The organism is Methylobacterium tarhaniae, assembly GCF_001043955.1.
GTDB lineage: Bacteria > Pseudomonadota > Alphaproteobacteria > Rhizobiales > Beijerinckiaceae > Methylobacterium > Methylobacterium tarhaniae.
Window position 1 is genome coordinate 71,437 of record NZ_LABZ01000122.1, and the last position, 20,123, is coordinate 91,559.

Below are 20,123 nucleotides of genomic sequence, written 5' to 3' on the forward strand. Positions count from 1 at the left end.
GGCTGGACCCGCAGGCCGTTCGGCGCAATGTGGCTCCGCATCGCAACGCGGAGCCCGCCATGCCTTCTCCCAAGATCGCCATGCTCACCGCCGGCGGCCTCGCTCCCTGCCTGTCGGCGGCGGTGGGCGGACTCATCGCCCGCTACACCGATCTCGCGCCCGAGGCCGAGATCATCGGCTACCGCAGCGGCTACAAGGGCCTGCTCCTCGGCGACTTCATGCCCGTCACCCCGGAGGTGCGGGCGCAGGCCCATGTGCTCCTGCGCCACGGCGGCTCGCCGCTCGGCAACAGCCGGATCAAGCTCACCAACGTCAAGGATTGCGTGAAGCGCGGCCTGGTCAAGGACGGGCAGGACCCGCTCAAGGTGGCGGCCGAGCAGCTTGCCCGCGACCGGGTCACGGTGCTGCACACGATCGGCGGCGACGACACCAACACCACGGCGGCCGATCTCGCGGCCTATCTCGAGGCGAACGGCTATCACCTGACGGTGGTCGGCCTGCCGAAGACCATCGACAACGACGTGGTGCCGATCCGCCAGACCCTGGGCGCCTGGAGCGCGGCGGAGCAGGGGGCGATCTTCGCCGAGAACATCGTCAACGAGCAGAGCGCCAACCCGCGCATGCTGATCGTCCACGAGGTCATGGGCCGCAAGTGCGGCTGGCTCACCGCCGCGACGGCCAAGGCCTATCGCGAGCGCCTGGACCGCACCGCCTTCCTGCCGGAATTCGGGCTCGACCGGGCGCACAGGGACGTGGACGCGGTCTACCTGCCGGAACTGCCGATCGACGTCGACCGCGAGGCCGAGCGGCTGCGCGCGAGGCTCGACGCCAAGGATTGCGTCACGGTCTTCCTGAGCGAGGGCGCCGGCCTCGACGAGATCGTGGCCGAGATCGAGGGGAGTGGCGAGACGGTCGGCCGCGATCCCTTCGGCCATGTCAAGATCGACACCATCAATGTCGGCAAGTGGTTCGCCGACCGGATGGCGCCGCTGATCGGGGCGGAGAAGACCCTGGTGCTGAAATCCGGACATTTCTGCCGCTCGGCCGCGCCGAACGCCGACGACCTGCGGCTGATCCAGGGCATGGTCGACCTCGCGGTCGAGTGCGGGCTGAAGGGCGTCTCCGGCGTGATCGGCCACGACGAGGATCGGGGCGGCCGCCTGCGGGCGATCGAGTTCCCGCGCATCCGCGGCGGAAAGGCCTTCGACCCGGCCACGCCGTGGTTCACCGCCATGCTGGAGCAGATCGGCCAGCAGCGGGCATGAGCCGAGCCGGCACCGTCCGGGTGCCGGCTCGTCATATTACTCTAGGTAACATCACGATCCAGTCGCGTCGAGCGGGGCGATGGCGCGGCCGGGCTCCGTCACCGCGTTGCGGCGGATGAAGGGCAGCACGTTTCCGCCGGTCTCAAACGGAACCGGCTCGGCACGAACCCGCTGCTGCCCACTCGCGAAGGACATCCAGCGGACGATCTTGCCGTCGGCATGACGCGCCAAGTGCCGCTCGGCCCGCCTCCGCGCCCATCGGGGCACGCCCTCACCGAACTTCATCGGGCTTCTCTCCCTGCTCGCCCACATCGCGACGGATGTCGCCTCATGAACGAAACAAGGGCCGGCCCGCCGTGTCATCACCCATTTGGGTGAGGTGGTGCCAACCTCAAGTTTTGAGTACGATGCAGGCTCCGCCGACCCCGCGGATGCGGCTGCACAGGGCCTCGGCGCTGGCGCGCGTCTCGGAGGGAACGCGGATCCGATAGAAGGCCCGCGTGCCGCGGTGGCGCAGGCGGGTGCCGATGATCATCGGGCGGACATCGCCCAGGATCGTGGCGTAGCGGTCGCGGGCCCGGCCGAAGCTCGCCAGGGCGATCGACTTCGAGAAGTTGCCGGCGAGCTGGACGCCCCAGGGCGCGAGCGCCGCCGCGGTCTCGGCGAAGAACGTCTCGGTGCGCCCGCGGATGCGTAAGGAGGCCGTCACCTGCAGGCAGCGCGTGCCCTCGGGCTCGGTCAGGTCGCTCTTTGTCTCGGCCTTGGCGGCGGCGGCCCAGTCCTCGGCGCTGCGCCCGGTGATCGCCGAGACGTAGGCGCGGGTCTCGGCCGGCAGGCCGCCGGTTCCGGCGAGCCAGGCGGAGACCCGGCCGGGCCCGCCGTTATAGGCCGCCGCCGCGAGGCCGAGATTGCCGAAGCGCCCGCGCAGGTCGATGAGGAAGCGGGCCGCGGCCGGGATCGCCTGTTCGGGGTCGAACGGATCGGCGAGGCCGCGCTCCTGCGCCGTGCCGGGCATGAATTGCGCCACCCCTTGCGCCCCGGCGCGGCTCACCACCCCGGGCCGGAAGCTGCTCTCGCGCCAGATCAGCCGGGTGAGGAACGCCACCGGCAGCCCCTTGGACTGGGCCGCTCCCTCGATCAGCCGGCACAGGGCCTGCTCGACCGTCTCCTCCTTGCTGTCGGCGGCAGGGGCGGGTGCCGCGGGGGCGGCGCGGGCCGGCGAGCCGAGGAGCGCGACGGCGAGGATGAGGAGGAGGGCGCGGGTCACGGGCACACCTTTACCGTGATTCGCTGAACGATTCGGCAAGGTGTGATCGTCGCGGGGGCGTTTCACGGTCTCCCGGTGGGCGAGGCCCTGGCGCCGGGCACGGGCCTGCGCCATCTAGCGGGCGATGTCCTCGCCGCTCCTGTTCGACGCCCCCCTCATCCGCAAGCGCCTCGCCCGCGCCCGCCGCGCCGGCTTCGCCGATTTCCTGGTGGCGCGGGCGGTCGACGACCTCTCCGACCGCCTCGGCGCGGTGCTGCGGGAGTTCCCCCGCGCCCTCGACCTCGCCACCCCCGTGCCGGCTGCGGCGACCTGGCTCGAGCGGAGCGGCCGGGCCGGCGCCGTGACGCGCCTCGCCCCCGTCCCCGAGGCGGCCAGCCCCGGCCTCGCGGTCGTGGTCGGCGATCCGGAGGCGCTGCCGTTCGGCGACCGGAATTTCGACCTCGCGGTGTCGCTCCTGGCGCTCCAGCACGCCAACGACCTGCCCGGCGCCCTGGTGCAGGTCCGCCGGGCCTTGAAGCCCGATGGGCTGTTCGTCGGCTGCCTGCTCGGCGGGCGCACCCTGACGGAGCTGCGCCAGGTCCTCACCCAGGCCGAGAGCGAGGTCGAGGGCGGGGTCAGCCCCCGGGTGGCGCCCTTCGCGGAGGTGCGCGACCTCGGCGGCCTCCTGCAGCGCGCCGGCTTCGCCCTGCCGGTCACCGATGTCGAGACCGTGACGGTGCGCTACGGCGATCCGTTCGGGCTGATGCGCGACCTGCGGGCCATGGGGCTCACCAACGCCATGCGGGAGCGCCGAGGCCGGTTGCGCCGCGAGACGCTGATGCGGGCCGCCAGCCTCTACGCCGAGCGCTTCGCCGATGCGGATGGGCGCCTGCGCGCGACCTTCGAGCTGATCTGGCTCTCGGGCTGGGTGCCGCACGAGAGCCAGCAGAAGCCGCTGCGGCCGGGCAGCGCCCAGGCCCGGCTGGCCGACGCCCTCGGCACCGTCGAACGCAAGGAGCCGTCATGACGGACCACCCGATCACGATCACGCCGAACCCGCACCGTATCCGCGTCATGCTCGGCGGCACGATCGTCGCCGAGACCACCCGGGCGCTCACCCTGCGCGAGGGCGGGCTGCCCCCGGTCCAGTACATCCCACGGGAGGATGCCGAGATGGACCTCTTCGAGCGCACGGAGCACCGCACGCATTGCCCGCACAAGGGCGATGCGAGCTACTACTCGCTCACGGCCGGCGGTCTCGAGCGGGCGAACGCCGTCTGGAGCTACGAATCGCCGTTCCCGGCGGTGTCGGCGATCGCGGGCTACCTGGCCTTCTATCCGAACAAGGTCGATGCGATCGAGGAATTCACGGATTGAGCGTCACGGCCCGAGCAGATCGACGATCGCCGGCAGCAGCGGCAGGTCGGCCGGCGGCATCGGGTAGCTCGCGAGGTCGCGCGGGCGCACCCATTTGAGCGCCTGCCCCTCCCGCGACTGCACGAAGCCGTCCCAGCGCCGGCAGACATAGAGCGGCATCAGGAGGTGGAAGCTCTCATAGGCGTGGCTGGCGAAGCTGAGGGGTGCGAGGCAATCCGCCTTCACGGTGATGCCGAGCTCCTCCGCGAGTTCACGGATCAGCGTCTCCTCCGGGCGCTCGCCGGGCTCGATCTTGCCGCCCGGGAACTCCCACAGCCCTGCGAGCTGCTTCCCGGGCGGGCGCTGCGCCAGGAGCACGCGCCCGTCCGGATCGACGAGGGCGACCGCCACCACGAGGAGGAGCTTCACGGGTTCGGCCATGCGGAGCGGGTCTCCTGGAAGGGTGGGGCGCGCCCGTCGGCGCGCCGATGCTGCGCGCGTCAGGGCGCGACCTGGTACGAGGCCTCGACGGCGGCCTCGATCGTGATCGTGCCGGCCTCGACCGGGACCGCGACGCCGACGGGCGCCGCCTTCGCGGCGAAGGCACGGGCCTGGATCGGCGCCGGCGAGCCTTCCCGCGGCGGCGAGACCAGGCTCTCCAGTCGCCCGAGGCGGATGCCGGCCGCCTCCGCCAGGGTCTCGGCCTGGCGCCGCGCATCCCGCACCGCATCCGCCCGGACGGCGTTCTCCGTCTGGGCCGGATCCGACAGCCCGAAGGCGACGCCGCCGATCCGGTCGGCCCCGCCGTCGAGCAGGCGGCGCATCAGCGCGCCGAGGCGCTTGAGGTCGCGCACCCGCACCGAGACGGCGTTGGTGGCCTGGTAGCCGTCGGGCACGTCGCGCATCTGCCCGCCGGGATCGCGCACGGTCTTGCTGACCGGTCGCAGGGACACGGCGGCGGTGGCGAGGTCCGGGCCCGTGATGCCGAATTCGCCGGCGAGCTCCACCACCTTGCGGGCGGCGGCCGAGTTCTGGTCGAGGGCCGCGGCCGGGTTGGGACCGCGGCTCTCCACCGCGATCTCCACCGTGGCGAAATCCGGCACCACCTCCCGGCTCGCCCGGCCGACGACGCTGATGCGGCCGGGCGCATCGTCGGCGAGCACAGGCCCCGCCAGGACGAGGCCGGGCCCGGTCAGGAACCCCGCCAGGAGGAGCGCCGCACCCGCCTTCACGAGCGGTAATCCCCGTTGATCTCCACGTAGGCCTTGGTGAGGTCGCAGGTCCAGACCCGGGCCTTCCCGCCGCCGAGACCGAGATCGACCGCGATCCTGACCTCGTCTCCCCGCATCGCCGCCGAGGCCGCCGCCTCGTCGTAGCCCGGATCGCGGGCGCCCTCGACGGCGACGCGCACGTCGCCGAACCAGATCGCCAGCCGGTCGCGGTCGGCCGGCTCGCCGGCCTTGCCGACCGCCATCACCACGCGGCCCCAATTGGCGTCCTCGCCCGCCACCGCGGTCTTCACCAGCGGCGAGTTGGCGATCGACATCGCGATCCGGTGGGCGGAGGCGTCGTCGGTCGCACCGCCGACCTCGATGGTGACGAACTTGCGCGCACCCTCGCCGTCGCGGGCCACCAGCTGGGCGAGCTCGCACAGAAGGTCGTCGAGCGCCTCGGCGAACCCGGCCAGGGCCGGATCCTCGGCCGATGCGACGGGAGCGTTGCCGGCCTTGGCGGTGGCGAACAGCATCAGGGTGTCGGAGGTCGAGGTGTCGCCGTCGACCGTGCAGCAGTTGAAGCTCTTGGCGACGCCGCTCGTGAGCAACGCCTGCAGCACCTCGGCCGGCAGGTCGGCATCGGTGAACACGAAGGACAGCATCGTCGCCATGTCGGGGGCGATCATGCCGGCGCCCTTGGCGATGCCATTGATCGTCACGTCCACCCCGCCGAGCCGCACCCGGCGGGTGGCGAGCTTCGGGAAGGTGTCGGTGGTCATGATGGCGCTGGCGGCTTCCGTCCAGCGCTCGGCCCCCCCGCCGGCGCGACCGGCGCATTCCGCCAGCACGCCGTCGAACTTGGTGGCGTCGAGGGGTTCGCCGATCACGCCGGTCGAGGCGATGAACACCTCGCCGGGTGCGCAATCCGCCGCCTTGCCGGCGATCTCGGCGGTGAGGCGCACCGAGTCGCGGCCCTTGAGGCCCGTGAAGGCGTTGGCATTGCCGGAATTGACCACCAGGGCGCGGGCCTGCTGCCCGCCGCGCAGGGTCTCGCGGCACCAGTCGACCGCCGCGGAGGGGCATTTCGAGCGGGTGAAGACGCCGGCGGCCCGGGTGCCGGGATCGAGCAGGACCAGCAGCACGTCGGTGCGGCCGCGATAGCGGATGCCGGCCTGCGCGGTGGCGAGGCGCACGCCGGCGATCGGCGGCAGGGCGGGCTGGTGCTTGGGCGCGAGCGGCGAGACGGGATGAGACATGCGGGGCTCCGGTCCGCCGACGCCTCGTCGTCCGCGTCGGCGCCGCGGTGTTGCCCCGCGGAGGCGCCCTGCGTCAACCGGGGCCGTGCTTTCGCGGCAGGGGCGGTTGTGCTTGCGGTTGTGCATGTCCGGGTTGATCGCTCCGCTTCCGCGCCGCGGCGCGGGCTGCGCCCTTGGGGCGAGGCAGTGGAAAACTGTTTTCCACGGCGGGGCTGACGTAGCGGCGGCGGAGAGCTATCTTATCTAGAGTTGCACATTATTATCTAGAGAGTCAGAGTCAGGATGCGCGGTTGCGAGCCGCCGTTTGCTGCCCGGAGGTTTCCGCTTGGCCCACCCGCAAGTTCTTCGCGACATGGCATTGTTCGTCGAGGTCGCGAAGCGGAAGAGCTTCAGCCAGGCTGCTGTGGCGCTCGATGTGCCGATCTCGTCCCTCTCCCGACGCATCACCCAGTTCGAGATGTCGATCGGGCTGCGCCTGCTCGACCGGACCACCCGCAAGATCGTGCTGACCCCGCACGGCGAGGCCTATTACGAGCAGGCGACGCGCCTGGTGGAGGAGGCGCACCGGACCTTCGACGAACTGATCGCCCAGGCGAAGGGACCGAGCGGCCTGCTCAAGATCGCGGCGCCCCCGGATCCGTGGGTGATGCATCATCTCTCGACCGTCGCGGCGGAATACGCGCTCCGCTACACGCAGGTGCGCGTGCAACTCGACCTCTGGCCCCAACTCGTCGATCTCTCCCAGGATGGCTACGACCTGGCGCTCGCCGTCGGCGCGCCGCGGGAGACCTCGATGATCACCCGCAAGGTGGCGGAACTCGAGAACGGCCTGTACGCCTCGCCCGACTACCTGGATCGAGCCGGGCGGCCCGAGGCCCCGGCGGAACTGGCGCGGCACCAGGCCGTGGCGGTCGGCCCGCCGGCCGCGTCGAATGCCTGGTCGCTGGAGCGGGAGGGCGAGGCGGTCTCGGTCACCATCGGCAGCACGGTCTCGAGCAACAGCCAGGGCCTGGCCCGGCGCCTCGCCGTATCCGGGCATGGCATCGCCCTGCTGCAGGCGATCGACGTGGGGCAGGACGTGGAGGCCGGACGCCTGGAGCGGGTGCTGCCCGCCTGGCACGGTCGTCCCAGCCCGGTCTACATCGTGACGACCTCGCGGCTGCTGCCGGCCAAGACCCGCAGCTTCATCGCCTTCGCGTCGCGCCAGCTCGCCGAGCAGCTGATGCCGCGCGGCGTCACCCTGGACGAGGCCGAGCTCGCCGCCCTGTACGACCTGCAGGAGGCGTGACGCGCCGAGCCGGCCCGTGCTTTCGAAGCCAGCCCGTGCTTTAGCTCGCGGGGGGCAGGGCAGCGGCGTGATGACACTTTCCGATCTCGTTTTCACGGGTGTGACGCTGGCGGTGGCGGCGCCAGCCGACGCGGCCGCCCGCCTGTCGGCGGGGCGCCAAGTCCTGTCGCCGGACGAGGTCGCGCGCATCGCCCGCTACCGGCAGGCGCGGGACCGCCATGAGCGAGCGGCGGCCCATGGCTTGCTCCGCCACCTGCTCGGGCCCTGGCTCGGCCGTGACCCGGCCGCGGTCGTCCTGGCGCGGGATGCGGGCGACAGGCCGTTCCTGCCCGGGGTGACGAGCCTCGACCTCAATCTCAGCCATGGCGGCGGCTGGGTCGCGGTCGGGCTGTCGACCTCCGGCCGGATCGGCGTCGACGTCGAGGGCGCTGCCCGAGCGGTGGAGTGGGATCGCGTGGCACCGGTCTTCCTGCATCCGGCCGAGCTGGCCGAGTATCACGGCCTGCCCGCCGGGGCGCGGCCGCGGCGGGCCCTGGAATACTGGTCGGTCAAGGAGGCCTGCCTGAAGGCGACGGGCGAGGGGCTGGTGGCCGAGCCACGAACGGTCCGCCTGACGCCGGAGGGAGCGGCCTGGCGCCTGGCGCGGGCCGGCCTGTCGCTGAGGGCGGAGTCGCGGGTCCTGCCGGACGGGTCGCGGTTCGCCTGGGCGGTCGAGGAGGGGGTGGAGGTGTCGGTCGCAGTCGCAGGCTGATCGCTTGCCAATCAACCGGTAGCCGGAATCCGAAGATGGTTCATCCGTGAGGGACGGCAAGGCCGGTGAACAACTGGCACGGAAACCGAGATGTCTCCACGTTACCCCGGGGATCGACGAAGTCGAGAGCCTGAGATCTGTCATCGCTGACGCCCCAGTATCGAGCGACCAACGCTCCACCCCATTTCGGAATCATTGGCGTTTATGGATCCCGGGCTCCGCCACACGGCCCCGGGATGACGATGGAGCGCTTCACGTCTGCCGTTTCGATCAAACAGGCTCTCAAACGTACGCGCTCATCCCGGCATTCGATTGCGGGAAGCGCTCGGCCAGGGCGCGGCGGAGCTTCTCGAGGGCGCGATTCTCGATCTGGCGCACGCGCTCCTTGGAGATGCCGAGACGGTGGCCCAAGGCCTCCAGCGTCGCCTGATCCTCGGCGAGGCGCCGCTCGTGCAGGATGCGCAGCTCGCGCTCGGAAAGCACGGTCAGCGCCTGGCGCAGCCAGGTCAGGCGGCGCTCGCCGTCGACGGCGTCGGAGACGGTCTCGTCGGGCAGGGGCGAGGTATCGACCAGGAAGTCCACGCGCTCGGCCGAGGCCTCGCCATCGTCGCCGACGGGGGCGTTGAGCGACATGTCCGGGCCGGAGAGACGGGCATCCATCAGCGCGACGTCCTCACGGGACACGCCGATGGCGGTGGCGATGCGGCGATGGATCTCGTCGCCGACGCGCTCGTCGGTCGATTGCATCAGCCGGGCGCGAAGGCGCCGAAGATTGAAGAACAGCGCCTTCTGGGCGGAGGAAGTGCCGCCGCGGACGATCGACCAGTTGCGCAGGATGTAATCCTGGATCGAAGCCCGGATCCACCAGGTCGCGTAGGTCGAGAAGCGCACGTCGCGCTCGGGCTCGAAGCGGGCGGCGGCCTCCATCAGGCCGACATGGCCCTCCTGGACCAGATCCGCCATCGGCAGGCCGTAATGGCGGAAGCGGCCCGCCAGGGCGATCACGAGCCGCATATGGGCGGAGATCAGACGGTGCAGGGCCTGCTCGTCACGCTCGTCCTTCCAGCGCACCGCGAGGCCGCGCTCCTCCTCCCTTTCGAGGAAGGGGGCATCCATCGCAACTCGCACGAACTGCCGACGTATGCCTGCGATTTCCGCCATCCCCGCCTCCGCCACTGTGGTGAGCGCTGTGTGTCGCGATGAGGTCGAAGCGCAGCGTGGCGCGCGCTCGTTACACCGCAAGGCCTGCGACAACGGCGCGACCACCCGCCCGGTTCCCGCACCGCGAAAAAATCCTCTGCGGTGCGATTCCTTCGTGCGCGCGGCGCATCATGCGAGACATCGTGGGGGCGGGAGGCCGGAGAGGCGAAGCGGTGGCAGTGGCTCTGGAACGGGGATGGTTGCCCAAGGCCTCGAAATGCGAAAGCCCGGCACGGGGCCGGGCTCTCGTTGGATCTTTGAAGGCAGCAGGGATCAGGCGGCCTCGGCCTCGTCCTGCAGGTCCTCGCCGTCGGCCTCGGCCTCGGCGCCCTTGGCCCGGCGGGGCGACTTGGCGAGACTCTGCTCGATGAGCTTGAGCGACTCGGTGTCGGTGATGCGGTTCACCGCCGCGATCTCCCGCACCACCCGGTCGAGGGCCGCCTCGTAGAGCTGACGCTCGGAATAGGACTGCTCGGGCTGGGCGTCGGAGCGGTAGAGGTCGCGCACCACCTCGGTGACGGCGATCAGGTCGCCGGAATTGATCTTCGCCTCGTATTCCTGGGCCCGGCGCGACCACATGGTGCGCTTCACCCGGGCGCGGCCGGTGAGCACGTCGAGCGCCTTCTTGACCAGCTCGGGCTCGGCGAGCTTGCGCATGCCGACCGAGTTCGCCTTGGCGGTCGGGACCCGCAGGACCATCTTGTCCTTCTCGAACGACACCACGAACAGCTCGAGCTTGTAGCCGGCGATCTCCTGCTCCTCGATCGCCGTGATGCGGCCGACACCGTGAGCCGGGTACACGATCGCTTCGCCGGTCTTGAAGCCCTGCCGGGCGGCTGTCGTCTTCTTGGCGGTCGTCATGCGGGGGTGGCCTCCAGGTCACCGTTCGCGGCAATGTCCGCGACCGGATCATTCATCCGGGTCAGGGCACCCGGCGAAAAATACGCGCCTGCCGGACATCCCGAGGGGCGCCCGCCAGTCCCTGTCAAACCATAGCTAAGGAACGTCCGAACGCGCTGCGGACCGCATAAGATCCACCTCGGCTGATCGCATGCCGCCTCGTCCCATCGAAAAAATTCCCGCTCGGTGGACGGAGGCTGCACGTCGGACGAAAAGCGACGGCGAGCAGGAAGCTAGCACGAAGAGGCCAGAAAATCAAAAAAATTCAGGCGCCCGGCATAGCTGCGCGGGCACCTTGCACCATGTTTCACCAGCTTGGCGGGAGCTTCGCAGACCCGCCATGCGACCCGGGAAGGGGTCGGGCGGCTCCGGCGCGATCCTTGGTGGAACCGCGCAGGTCCGTTCAGTCGCCCGAACCGGGATTGGCCGAGAAATGCGCCTCGAACTTGCCGGGCTTGCCGTCCCATTCCTTGGCGTCGGCCGGCGCGGCCTTCTTCTGGGTGATGTTCGGCCAGCTCTTCGCCATGTCGGCGTTCAGCTTCAGCCAGCTCTCCAGGCCCGGCTCGGTGTCGGGCTTGATCGCCTCGGCCGGGCATTCGGGCTCGCACACGCCGCAATCGATGCACTCGTCCGGCTGGATGACGAGCATGTTCTCGCCCTCGTAGAAGCAGTCGACCGGACACACCTCGACGCAGTCCATGTACTTGCACTTGATGCAGTTGTCGGTGACGACGTAGGTCATGGGCCGGTGAAACCTCGAAGGCAGATGGGCGCTCGCGCGGCACCCGGGCGTATGGGCGGGCCTTAGACCCGGGCGGGCGGGCTTGCAAGCCGCCCCATGGGGGGCAGCGTTGCGTAGCCGTGACGCGTCGCCTTCGCGTCACGCTTTCGCACGGAGCCGCTCACCCCTCCGCCTCGCCGGCCGAGAGGTCGGCCGAGAGGTCGGCATAGAGCAGTCGGGCTTCCGGGGCGGGACCCCGGCGCATGCCGAGATCGAGCACCCGCACCGCCGCCGTGACGTGCTGGGCCGCGACGGTGATCACGTCGCCCACCGCCACGGCCTTGGACGGGGCGTCGGCCCGCTGGCCGTTCACCCGCACGAAGCCGTCCTCGATCAGGCGCGCGGCCAGGGAGCGCGTCTTGGCGAAGCGCGCGAACCACAGCCACTTGTCGAGGCGCTGCCGGTCCGCGCGCATGGCTCGCGGTCAGCGCTTGTCGCCGTCCCTCGCCTCCATCTGCGCCTTGAGGGCGAGGAGCTTGGCGAAGGGCGAATCCGGATCCGGGGCGCGGTCGCGCCGTGGCGGCCGGGCCTCGTGCATGCCGCCGCGGGGAGCGCCGTCGCGCCGGTCCTGGGGCGGCCGGCCGCCGTCGCGCCCACCCGGATGCGGCCCGCGCGGCGGACGGCCGTCGCGGCGGCCCTCGCCCCGGTTCTCACCGCCCCGGCCTTCGAAGCGGTGCTCGGGCCGGCCTTCGCCGGCGGGGCGGTTCTCGCCACGGTTCTCGCCCGGTCGCCGGTCGCCCCAGCGCTGGCCGTCGCGGGGAGCGCGATGGGCGCGCTGCTCCGCCGGGGCGCCCTCGCCGCCCTCCGGGCGCGGGAAGCCGCGCGAGCGGCCGTCGCGTTGGCCCCCTTCGCGCTGCTGGCCGTCCTGCGGCCGGCCGCGGCCCTGGTGGCGCGGCGCGTGGTTGCGCTGGTGGCGGTGCATCCGCCACACTTCGATGACGACCGGCTCCGCCGGTGCGGCCGGCTCGCCCGTCGCCTCGGCGGTCTCCGCAGGGGTGGTCTCGCCGGCGGCAGCAGCCTCGACGCCTTCGGCCGGCTCGCCCGCCTCGGCCTGCGCGGCGTCGGGGGCTTCGGCCTGAGCCGGCTCCTCGGAGACGGGTTCCTCGACGGCAGCGTCCTCGGCCACGGCCTCCTGAGCCGCGGCCTCTTGCGCCGGCACCTCTTGCGCCGGCACCTCTTCGACCGGCGATTCCTGTGCCAAGGTCTCCTGGACCGGTTCCGCCGCCTCGGCCTGCACCGGTTCGGCGGCCGGGATCTCGGCCGTCTCGGCGGCGGTCTCGTGATGCGCGGCGTCGTCGGCCGGGGCCGCCTCCGCCGTCACGGCCTCGGCCTGCGCCTCGTCGCCGGGCGCGGCCTCCGCGGAGTCGGCCGCCTCGGCCGACGCCTCGCCGGCCGCCTCTCCGGTCTCCGCGGCCTTCGCCTGCACTGGCACCGTCGGGGCGGCCGGGCGCAGCGGCACGGTGATGGCCGGGCCGGGCCGGCGGTCGACGACGTAGCCGAGCGACTTCAGGATCGAGGCGAAATCCTCGCCCGAGCAGCCGACCAGCGAGGTCATGCCGACGGTCGGCACGAAGCCGTCCTTGTCGGCCGCGCCCGGAGGCGGCTCGCCGGGGGTGGTGCCGGGCACGTAGGTGATCGCCGGGCGGATCAGGTCGGCCAGGCGCTCCAGGATGTCGACGCGCACCGCCCGGCCGCCGCAGACCCGGAAGCCGGCGGCGCGGTAGAGGCCCTTGGCGATCTCGGGATCGACCGGCATCGAGGTGCGGCCGGAGCCGGCGAGGTGGGCGATCTCGTCGAGGCCGCGCTGGTCGAGGCCGCCGTTCTGGAGCGCCCAGAGCTGCGCCGCCAGGGTGCGGGGCGCGGGCTTCAGCAAGGCCGGCATGGTGATGTGGTAGGCGCCGAACCGCACGCCGTGCTTGCGCAGGGCGGCGCGGCCCTCCTGGTCGAGGCTGCGCATCTCGTTGAGGACCTTGGCGCGCTCCAGCACGCCGAGGGCCTCCGCGACCTGGAAGCCGATGCCGCGGGCGAGGCCCGTCAGGTCGGCGGCGGTCTCGAGCTCGAGCGCGGGGCCGAGCAGGCGCACGATATGCGCCTTGAGCCAGGCATTCAGCCGGGTCTCGACCTTCTCGCGGGCCGGGCCCGTGAGCTGCTCGTCGGCCAGCAGCCGCAGGCCGGGCGCGTAGAGCTTCTCGCCCGGGACGAGCTTGGCGACCGGGTTGCCGGTCCAGCGGATCGTGCCGTCGTTCGAGAGCACCAGCGCCGCGTCCGCCGCGGCGGCGAACCTGTCGGCCCGCGCCTCGATCTCGCTCGCCAGCGCCTTCTCGGCGGCGCTGCGCAGGGTCTTGGCTTCCTGGCCCTCGGCGCCGGGATCCGGCACGAACTGGAATCCGTGCAGGTGGCCGACGTGCTGTCCCTCGACCGTCACGTCGCCGCCCGCGGTGATCTCAGCTTCCAACATGGTATTCTCTCTCAGGCGCCGCATCAGCACGCTGGTGCGCCGATCGACGAATCGACTCGCCAGCCGCTCGTGCAGGGCGTCGGACAGCCTGTCCTCTACCCGACGCGTCTCGCCCTGCCAATGCTCCGGGTCGGCGAGCCAGTCGGGCCGGTTCGCCACGAAGGTCCAAGTGCGCACGTGGGCGATGCGCTGCGACAGGGCGTCGATGTCCCCGTCGGTGCGGTCGACCATCGCCACGTGCTGGGAAAACCAGTCGACCGGGATCCGCCCGGCCATGCCGCGCATCAGGAAGCGGAAGAGCTGGGCGATGAGGTCGGCATGGGTCTGGATCGCGGATTTGCGGTAATCCGGCACGCCGCACACCGCCCAGAGCCGCTCGACCGCGCTCTTCGAGGTGGCGTAGTCGCGGATGTCGTCCTCCTTGGCCAGGAGGTCGAGGGCGGCCTCGTCGTCGCCGGTCGGCGCGCGGGTCAGGCCGCGTTCGGTCGGGTGCTCGCCGAGGCTGCGGCGCAGGGCGTCGATCGAGCCGAAATCGAGGTCCGGGTTGCGCCATTGCAGCATGCGCAGCGGCTCGAAGGTGTGGCCCTCCAGCGCCTCGACCATCTCGGCCTCCATCGGCGGGCAGCGGCCGGTGGTGCCGAAGGTGCCGTCGCGCAGGTGGCGCCCGGCGCGTCCCGCGATCTGCGCCATCTCGGAGGGGGAGAGGTCGCGAAAGCGCGTGCCGTCGTATTTGCGGTTCGACGCGAAGGCGACGTGGTCGACGTCGAGGTTGAGGCCCATGCCGACCGCGTCGGTCGCCACGAGGTAATCGACCTCGCCGGACTGGTAGAGCTCGACCTGGGCGTTGCGGGTGCGCGGCGAGAGGGCGCCGAGCACCACCGCTGCGCCGCCGCGCTGGCGCCGCAGCAGCTCCGCGATGGCGTAGACCTCCTCTGCCGAGAACGCCACGATGGCGCTGCGATGGGGCAGGCGCGACAGCTTGCGGCTGCCGGCGAAGCTCAGCTGCGACAGGCGCGGGCGGGTCGTGACGTGGATGCCCGGAATCAGCGACTGGACCAGGGGCTCCATCGTCGCCGAGCCGATCAGCAGCGTCTCCTCGCGGCCGCGCTGGTGCAGCAGCCGGTCGGTGAAGGTATGGCCGCGGTCGCGGTCGGCACCGAGCTGGATCTCGTCGATCCCGACGAAATCCACCTGATTGTCCCGCGGCATCGCCTCGGCGGTGCAGATCCAGTAGCTCGGCCGGTTCGGCTTGATCTTCTCCTCGCCGGTGACGAGGGCGACCCGCTCGGGGCCGACCCGCTCGACCACGCGGTGATAGACCTCGCGGGCGAGCAGCCGCAGCGGCAGGCCGATCATGCCGGTCGGGTGGCCGAGCATCCGCTCGATGGCGAGGTGGGTCTTGCCGGTATTGGTGGGACCGAGCACCGCCGTGGCGCCGCGCAAGCGGGCCTGCGGTGAGAGGGAACGGCGCGTCATCGCGATGAACGGATATCCTCGGGGCTAGGCTCCGGCAGGGGCCGCCGCGCCGTCCCGAGCCCGGTCCCGGGATCGTCGCGCGACCCCTTCAGCGCTCCGGATCGCGACCGCCCCGCGGCCGTGGCCCGAGCAGCGGCCTCCCGTCATATGGGGCGGGAGCGTACCGATCGCCATACGGATTGCTGTACGGATCGCCATACGGGGAGGGCGGGGCGAGGCCGGGAGCGATGATCTCGATGCGGGTGCCGGGTGCCTGGCCCTGCTCCAGGTCGGCGCAGAGCGTGTCGGGCACGGCCGTGAGCGGACCCGGCGGGTTCGGGCCGATCGTCGCCGAGGAATAGGCGTCGCCGCCGCAATCGGGCCCGCCGGCCAGCGCCGGGAGCGGGGCCAGCAGGATGAGAAGGGCGAGGGCGCGCATGCCTCAGCGCCCGTCGGCCGGCGTTCCCGGATTCTGCGCCGCGGCCTGCACGGTGGCCTCCGGGGCGCCCGGGCCCCCGCTCTGGGCCCAGCGCGTCGCCTCGATGATGTTGAGGCCGAGCTGGGTGCGTACGGCGATGCGCAGGGGAAGCAGCACCCGCGCTCCCTCGACGGGGGCGAGCCACACCGACATCTCGGTGTTCTCCTCCATGAACTTCACCCCCGGCCGATCCGGCCGATGGCCGGCGATCGGCTGGTAGCGGGCGTTGCAGACCAGGACCGGGCCGGCATAGCCGGGCTTCTGGACGCTGCGGGTCTCGCCGTAGCTCAGCACCACGTTGAACCGGCTCGCGCCGTCGAAGACCGGGATGGTGCGGTTGCAGTTCTGCGGGTCGGTGAGGTCGCCGCGGCCTTGGGCCGGCATCATCAGGGCGCTCACCGGATCGATGATGCCGCGCTTGTGCACCTCGCTGACGGTGACCCGCTCCGGGTCCGGCACCAGCGGGGGGGTGATGTCGGAGGCGACGACGTTGCCGCGGGCGAGCGCCATGCGCACGGTGATCGAGGCGCTGGCGCTGTTGGAGGAGAGCGCGAAGGCGGCCGGCACCGGCCGGGCCGCCACCGTGCCGCTCGCCCGGCCCGAGCCGTAGCCGCCTGTGATCGCCCCGACGAGGCCGGTGAGGCGGGCGCTGACATCCATGGTGTAGCGCGGGCCCTGCACCGACCCGGTGACCTGCGCCGTCCCGATCGGCATCCCCGCCAGCATGATGCCGTAATCGACCGTGACGGCGGTCTCGCCGGCCTTCGGTGCGCGGCCCCGCGCGGCCTTGGCCGGCGCCGCCTCGCCGGCCGGGAGGGCGAGCCCCGCCGCGAGGGCGAGCGAGAGGAAGGCCTTGGAACGCATAGGGGAACCGATCTCGAACGCCGTCACCCGCCACCGATGAAGCGGGGAAAATCTGGCCCTATCGTGACGCAATCAAGGTTAATGGACCGTCTCTCCGAGCGCCTGCGGGCGGTCGGGACGCGTCCAGCCGGAGAGCCGCGTCACGAGGGCGACGAGTTCGCCCTGGCGCGAGAGGCCGAGCTTGGCGTTGAAGCGAAACCGAGGCGAGGGCGCCGGCCCCGTCGGGAATCAGCCGGTAGGTGCCGAAGCCGAGTCCATGGCGCCGCAGGGACTCCTGGTAGAACGGGTCCCGGGCGATCTCCTCGGGGGTGAACAGCGCCGCATCGGTGAGGAGCAGGCCCGGCCTGAGGGCGAGACGGTGGCTGGCGCGGACCCGGCTGTCGTACTGCGACCAGCCAGCCCCGTAATCGCGATTCGCCTCCGTGAGCCGCTCCGAGACGACGAGAGGAACCGCCTCGGCCGGGACGACGGGAATCGGCAGGGCACCGACCGACGAAGTGACCTCCGACACCCGGGCGAGCGCCTCCGGCCACAGACCGGGATCGAGGCTGGCCGCGTAGACCGCATCGATGCAGGCGAGAAAGCTGGTCCCGGCCATGACGGACCCCTCGCACGACCGATATATGCGGAGCGCCCATTCGGCTTCATACGCAGTCGATTGCCGTCCTCCGGGATGCCGGGATGTCGAGGGACAATCAAGAGCGTGACGTGGCGCCCGCCGCCTCGCGGCCGAGATCGGTACCGATCCGGTGGACAACTTGCGGCGGCCTCGTTCACAGCTGCGGAAATCGGGGCCACAGGCCCTGGCGCAACTCTCGCGCGGGGCCCGCTCGACACCGGTCCGCCGGACGAGGGCCGCCGTTCCCCGTCGCGTTCGGAGCCTGCGCCTTGACGAGACCCGCATTCCCCCTCTATAGGCGCGTGCTTTCCAGGGACTTCGCGGGGTCCGGTTCTCGCCGGGGTGCGCTGCACACCCGGCTCTCGCGTTGCGTGGTCCCTCGCCGAACGATGACCAGTTGAGGATAGAAGACCATGTCGCGTCGCTGCGAGCTCACCGGTAAGGGGGTGCTCACCGGCCACCTCGTGAGCCACTCGAACCGCAAGACCAAGCGCCGGTTCCTCCCGAACCTGTGCAACGTCACCCTGCTCTCCGACACGCTCGGCCGCTCGGTGCGCCTGCGCGTCTCGGCGAACGCCCTGCGCTCGGTCGAGCACCGCGGCGGCCTCGATGCGTTCCTGATCAAGGCCGGCGAGACCGACCTGTCGCAGAACGCTCGCCTGCTGAAGCGCGAGATCGAGAAGAAGCTCGCCGAGGCGGCCTGATTTTTTCGCGGTGGAGGCGCCCAGCGCCTCCGTCGCCAGGGATGACAAAAACCCCCGGATGCGCCGACGGCGCCCGGGGGTTTTTCGCGTTGGTTCACGGTGCCATCGATGCACCGTTCATCCCGTCCGACGGAACTCAGACCCTCCACGTCATCCCGGTGCTCGTCGAGGACGAGAACCCGGCGAGAACCCGGGATGGCGTGGTGAGGTGATAGGCGTATCGGCCCGATCGACCACCACGATCCATCAAGCCGGCCTCAGGACGAGGTCGTGAGCGAGCGAAGCCTACCGCCGCCCACCCGCCGCCATCCGGCGCGCCGGCGCAGGACCGGCATCCTCCTCGAACAGCTCCGCCAGCTTCTCGGTCATCACGCCGCCGAGCTCCTCGGCGTCGATGATGGTGACGGCGCGGCGGTAGTACCGGGTCACGTCGTGGCCGATGCCGATGGCCAGAAGCTCCACCGGCGAGCGGGTCTCGATCTCGTCGATCACGTAGCGCAGGTGGCGCTCCAGGTAGTTGCCCGGATTGACCGAGAGGGTCGAGTCGTCGACCGGCGCGCCGTCTGAGATCACCATCAGGATGCGGCGCTGCTCGGGCCGGCCGAGCAGGCGCTTGTGGGCCCAGTCCAGGGCCTCGCCGTCGATGTTCTCCTTGAGCAGTCCCTCGCGCATCATCAGGCCGAGATTCTTGCGCGCCCGGCGCCACGGCGCGTCGGCCGACTTGTAGACGATGTGGCGTAGGTCGTTGAGGCGTCCCGGGGTCGGCGGCTTGCCCGCTTGCAGCCACGCCTCGCGCGACTGCCCGCCCTTCCAGGCCCTCGTGGTGAACCCTAAGATCTCGACCTTGACGCCGCAGCGCTCCAGCGTGCGGGCGAGGATGTCGGCACAGGTCGCCGCCACGGTGATCGGCCGGCCGCGCATCGAGCCCGAATTGTCGAGGAGCAGGGTGACGACCGTGTCACGGAAATTCGTGTCCTTCTCGTGCTTGAAGGACAGAGGCTGGAACGGGTCGATCACGACGCGCACCAGGCGGGCCGGATCGAGCTGGCCTTCCTCCAGGTCGAACTCCCAGGCGCGGTTCTGCTGCGCCAGCAGGCGCCGCTGGAGGCGGTTGGCGAGGCGCCCGACCACGCCCTGGAGATGGGCGAGCTGCTTGTCGAGGTAGGAGCGCAGGCGCGCCAGCTCGTCGGCGTCGCACAGGTCCTCGGCGTGGATCACCTCGTCGTATTTCTGCGAGAAGACCTTGTAATCCGGGCCCCGGGGCTCGTTCGCCCGCGGGCCCGGCGGGCGCCAGGACTCGGAAGCCTCTTCCGAGTCGGCGTCCTCCGCATCCTCCGGCAATTCGCCGGAGGGGGCGTCGGCGGCCTCGGTGGCGCCTTCCTCGATCTCGTCGGAGGCCTCGTCCGAGACCTCCATCTCGGCCCGGTCGCCCTGGCTCTGCTGCTCGGCCTCGCCCTCGCCGGCCTGCTGCTCGTCGGACTCGGCCTCGTTCTCGTCGTCGTTCTCGTCGTCGTCGGGATCGAGGGGGGCCTCGTCCGCCATGTCGAGGGAGGAGAGCAGGTCGCGCACCGATCGGGCGAAGGCGCGCTGGTCTTCCAGTGTCCCCAGGAGCCCGTCGAGGTTGCGCCCGGCCCGGTCCTCGATGAACTCGCGCCACAGCCCGACGATGCGCTGCGCCGCCTGCGGCGGAGCCTGGCCGGTCAGGCGCTCGCGCACCATCAGGGCGACCGCGTCCTCCAGCGGCGCGTCGGCCCGGTCGGTGATCTCCTCGTACTTGCCGCCGCGGTGGTAGCGGTCCTCCAGCATGGCCGTGAGGTTGCCGGCCACACCCGCCATCCGGCGCGAGCCGATCGCCTCGACCCGGGCCTGCTCGACGGCATCGAAGACCGCGCGGGCGGCGGCATTCTCCGGGGCGAGGCGGCGGTGGACGGCGTTGTCGTGGCAGGCGAGGCGGAGCGCCATCGAATCGGCGTGGCCGCGCAGGATCGCCACGTCGCCGGGTGCGAGCTTGCGCGGCGGCTCGGGCAGGCGGGCCTTGTCGCCGGTGAGGGCCGGCCGGTCGGTCGCGAAGGTGACCTCGATCTCGGCCTTGCGGGCGATGGCCCGCAGCGTCCCGGCCACCGAGCGCTTCAGCGGCTCGGCGACGGACTCGCGCTTCTCGCCGGGCTTGCGGTTGGAGATGGACATGCGAGGCTACTTCTTCAGCGAGTCGAGGTCGAAGGGGCGCGGCGTCGGGGGCCTGCTGGCAAGCGCCGGGGCTCGTCCCTCCAGGGGCGGCCCCGCTGCGG

20 protein-coding genes are annotated in these 20,123 nt (G+C 71.6%); 6 read left to right on the forward strand and 14 right to left on the reverse strand.

The genetic code is table 11. The features are described 5' to 3' along the window. Window positions 1–59: 59 nt before the first annotated feature. Entirely contained in the window at window positions 60–1,265 is a 1,206-nt protein-coding gene (locus VQ03_RS17215) for a pyrophosphate--fructose-6-phosphate 1-phosphotransferase (protein ID WP_048452116.1), read from the forward strand. Window positions 1,266–1,316: 51 nt separating this feature from the next. Here VQ03_RS17215 and VQ03_RS17220 read toward each other — a convergent pair whose 3' ends face one another. Both VQ03_RS17220 and VQ03_RS17225 read right to left on the reverse strand, forming a co-directional pair. After that, entirely contained in the window at window positions 1,317–1,496 is a 180-nt protein-coding gene (locus tag VQ03_RS17220; protein WP_157064143.1) for a hypothetical protein, read from the reverse strand. A 160-nt stretch (window positions 1,497–1,656) separates the two neighbouring features. Next, window positions 1,657–2,532: a lytic transglycosylase domain-containing protein gene (locus VQ03_RS17225; RefSeq protein ID WP_048452152.1), complete on the reverse strand. Its 876-nt coding sequence runs from the start codon at window positions 2,530–2,532 to the stop codon at window positions 1,657–1,659. Window positions 2,533–2,656: 124 nt separating this feature from the next. On the opposite strand from VQ03_RS17225, the gene VQ03_RS17230 reads away from it, so the two are divergent. Continuing rightward, window positions 2,657–3,538: a methyltransferase domain-containing protein gene (locus tag VQ03_RS17230; RefSeq protein WP_048452118.1), complete on the forward strand. Its 882-nt coding sequence runs from the start codon at window positions 2,657–2,659 to the stop codon at window positions 3,536–3,538. After that, window positions 3,535–3,888: a DUF427 domain-containing protein gene (locus VQ03_RS17235; RefSeq protein ID WP_048452119.1), complete on the forward strand. Its 354-nt coding sequence runs from the start codon at window positions 3,535–3,537 to the stop codon at window positions 3,886–3,888. Before VQ03_RS17230 ends, VQ03_RS17235 begins: the two co-directional genes overlap by 4 nt. A 3-nt stretch (window positions 3,889–3,891) precedes the next feature. Here the strand turns inward: VQ03_RS17235 and VQ03_RS17240 are convergent, their stop codons facing one another. From VQ03_RS17240 to argJ, 3 genes are read right to left on the reverse strand one after another with little or no spacing between them, the layout of a single operon-like run. Further along, on the reverse strand, window positions 3,892–4,308 hold the full coding sequence (locus tag VQ03_RS17240) for a (deoxy)nucleoside triphosphate pyrophosphohydrolase (RefSeq protein WP_048452120.1): 417 nt from the start codon (window positions 4,306–4,308) through the stop codon (window positions 3,892–3,894). 59 nt (window positions 4,309–4,367) lie between these two features. After that, window positions 4,368–5,099, reverse strand: coding sequence for an SIMPL domain-containing protein (locus tag VQ03_RS17245; RefSeq protein ID WP_048452121.1), 732 nt, complete (start codon window positions 5,097–5,099; stop codon window positions 4,368–4,370). After that, a complete protein-coding gene (argJ, locus tag VQ03_RS17250; protein ID WP_048452122.1) occupies window positions 5,096–6,337 on the reverse strand; it encodes a bifunctional glutamate N-acetyltransferase/amino-acid acetyltransferase ArgJ in 1,242 nt (413 codons plus the stop codon). The genes VQ03_RS17245 and argJ overlap by 4 nt, the downstream gene beginning before the upstream one ends. A 352-nt stretch (window positions 6,338–6,689) precedes the next feature. On the opposite strand from argJ, the gene VQ03_RS17255 reads away from it, so the two are divergent. Together VQ03_RS17255 and VQ03_RS17260 are read left to right on the forward strand one after the other, a co-directional pair. Next, on the forward strand, window positions 6,690–7,625 hold the full coding sequence (locus VQ03_RS17255; protein WP_245292111.1) for a LysR family transcriptional regulator: 936 nt from the start codon (window positions 6,690–6,692) through the stop codon (window positions 7,623–7,625). 70 nt (window positions 7,626–7,695) lie between these two features. Beyond that, entirely contained in the window at window positions 7,696–8,376 is a 681-nt protein-coding gene (locus VQ03_RS17260) for a 4'-phosphopantetheinyl transferase family protein (RefSeq protein ID WP_048452124.1), read from the forward strand. Window positions 8,377–8,658: 282 nt separating this feature from the next. On the opposite strand, the gene VQ03_RS17265 is transcribed toward VQ03_RS17260, so the two are convergent. The 8 genes from VQ03_RS17265 to VQ03_RS17300 form a co-directional block, all read right to left on the reverse strand. Continuing rightward, window positions 8,659–9,537, reverse strand: a complete 879-nt coding sequence (locus VQ03_RS17265; RefSeq protein ID WP_048452125.1) for an RNA polymerase factor sigma-32 — start codon at window positions 9,535–9,537, stop codon at window positions 8,659–8,661. Window positions 9,538–9,849: 312 nt separating this feature from the next. Beyond that, entirely contained in the window at window positions 9,850–10,437 is a 588-nt protein-coding gene (locus tag VQ03_RS17270) for a CarD family transcriptional regulator (RefSeq protein WP_048452126.1), read from the reverse strand. Window positions 10,438–10,879: 442 nt separating this feature from the next. Beyond that, window positions 10,880–11,218 (reverse strand): ferredoxin FdxA, encoded by a 339-nt coding sequence (fdxA, locus tag VQ03_RS17275; RefSeq protein WP_048445664.1) that lies wholly within the window; start codon window positions 11,216–11,218, stop codon window positions 10,880–10,882. A gap of 160 nt (window positions 11,219–11,378) precedes the next feature. Beyond that, complete coding sequence (locus VQ03_RS17280) at window positions 11,379–11,672, reverse strand: RNA-binding S4 domain-containing protein (RefSeq protein ID WP_048452127.1); 294 nt, start codon at window positions 11,670–11,672, stop codon at window positions 11,379–11,381. Window positions 11,673–11,681: 9 nt separating this feature from the next. Further along, window positions 11,682–15,191, reverse strand: coding sequence for a helicase-related protein (locus VQ03_RS17285; protein ID WP_048452128.1), 3,510 nt, complete (start codon window positions 15,189–15,191; stop codon window positions 11,682–11,684). Between the two features lie 88 nt (window positions 15,192–15,279). Further along, the gene (locus VQ03_RS31050; RefSeq protein WP_053078626.1) at window positions 15,280–15,609 is read right to left on the reverse strand and encodes a hypothetical protein; all 330 of its coding nucleotides are present in this window, start codon (window positions 15,607–15,609) and stop codon (window positions 15,280–15,282) included. Window positions 15,610–15,612: 3 nt separating this feature from the next. After that, the gene (locus tag VQ03_RS17295) at window positions 15,613–16,512 is read right to left on the reverse strand and encodes a DUF3108 domain-containing protein (protein WP_048452129.1); all 900 of its coding nucleotides are present in this window, start codon (window positions 16,510–16,512) and stop codon (window positions 15,613–15,615) included. Between the two features lie 58 nt (window positions 16,513–16,570). Then, window positions 16,571–17,110 carry a hypothetical protein gene (locus tag VQ03_RS17300; protein WP_048452130.1) on the reverse strand — a complete coding sequence of 180 codons (540 nt, stop codon included), beginning with the start codon at window positions 17,108–17,110 and terminating at the stop codon, window positions 16,571–16,573. Between the two features lie 434 nt (window positions 17,111–17,544). Between VQ03_RS17300 and rpmB the strand changes: the two genes are divergently transcribed. Further along, window positions 17,545–17,835, forward strand: coding sequence for a 50S ribosomal protein L28 (gene rpmB / locus VQ03_RS17305; RefSeq protein ID WP_048434774.1), 291 nt, complete (start codon window positions 17,545–17,547; stop codon window positions 17,833–17,835). 285 nt (window positions 17,836–18,120) lie between these two features. Here the strand turns inward: rpmB and cobT are convergent, their stop codons facing one another. Further along, window positions 18,121–20,022, reverse strand: a complete 1,902-nt coding sequence (cobT, locus tag VQ03_RS17310) for a cobaltochelatase subunit CobT (RefSeq protein ID WP_048452131.1) — start codon at window positions 20,020–20,022, stop codon at window positions 18,121–18,123. Window positions 20,023–20,123 lie beyond the last annotated feature (101 nt).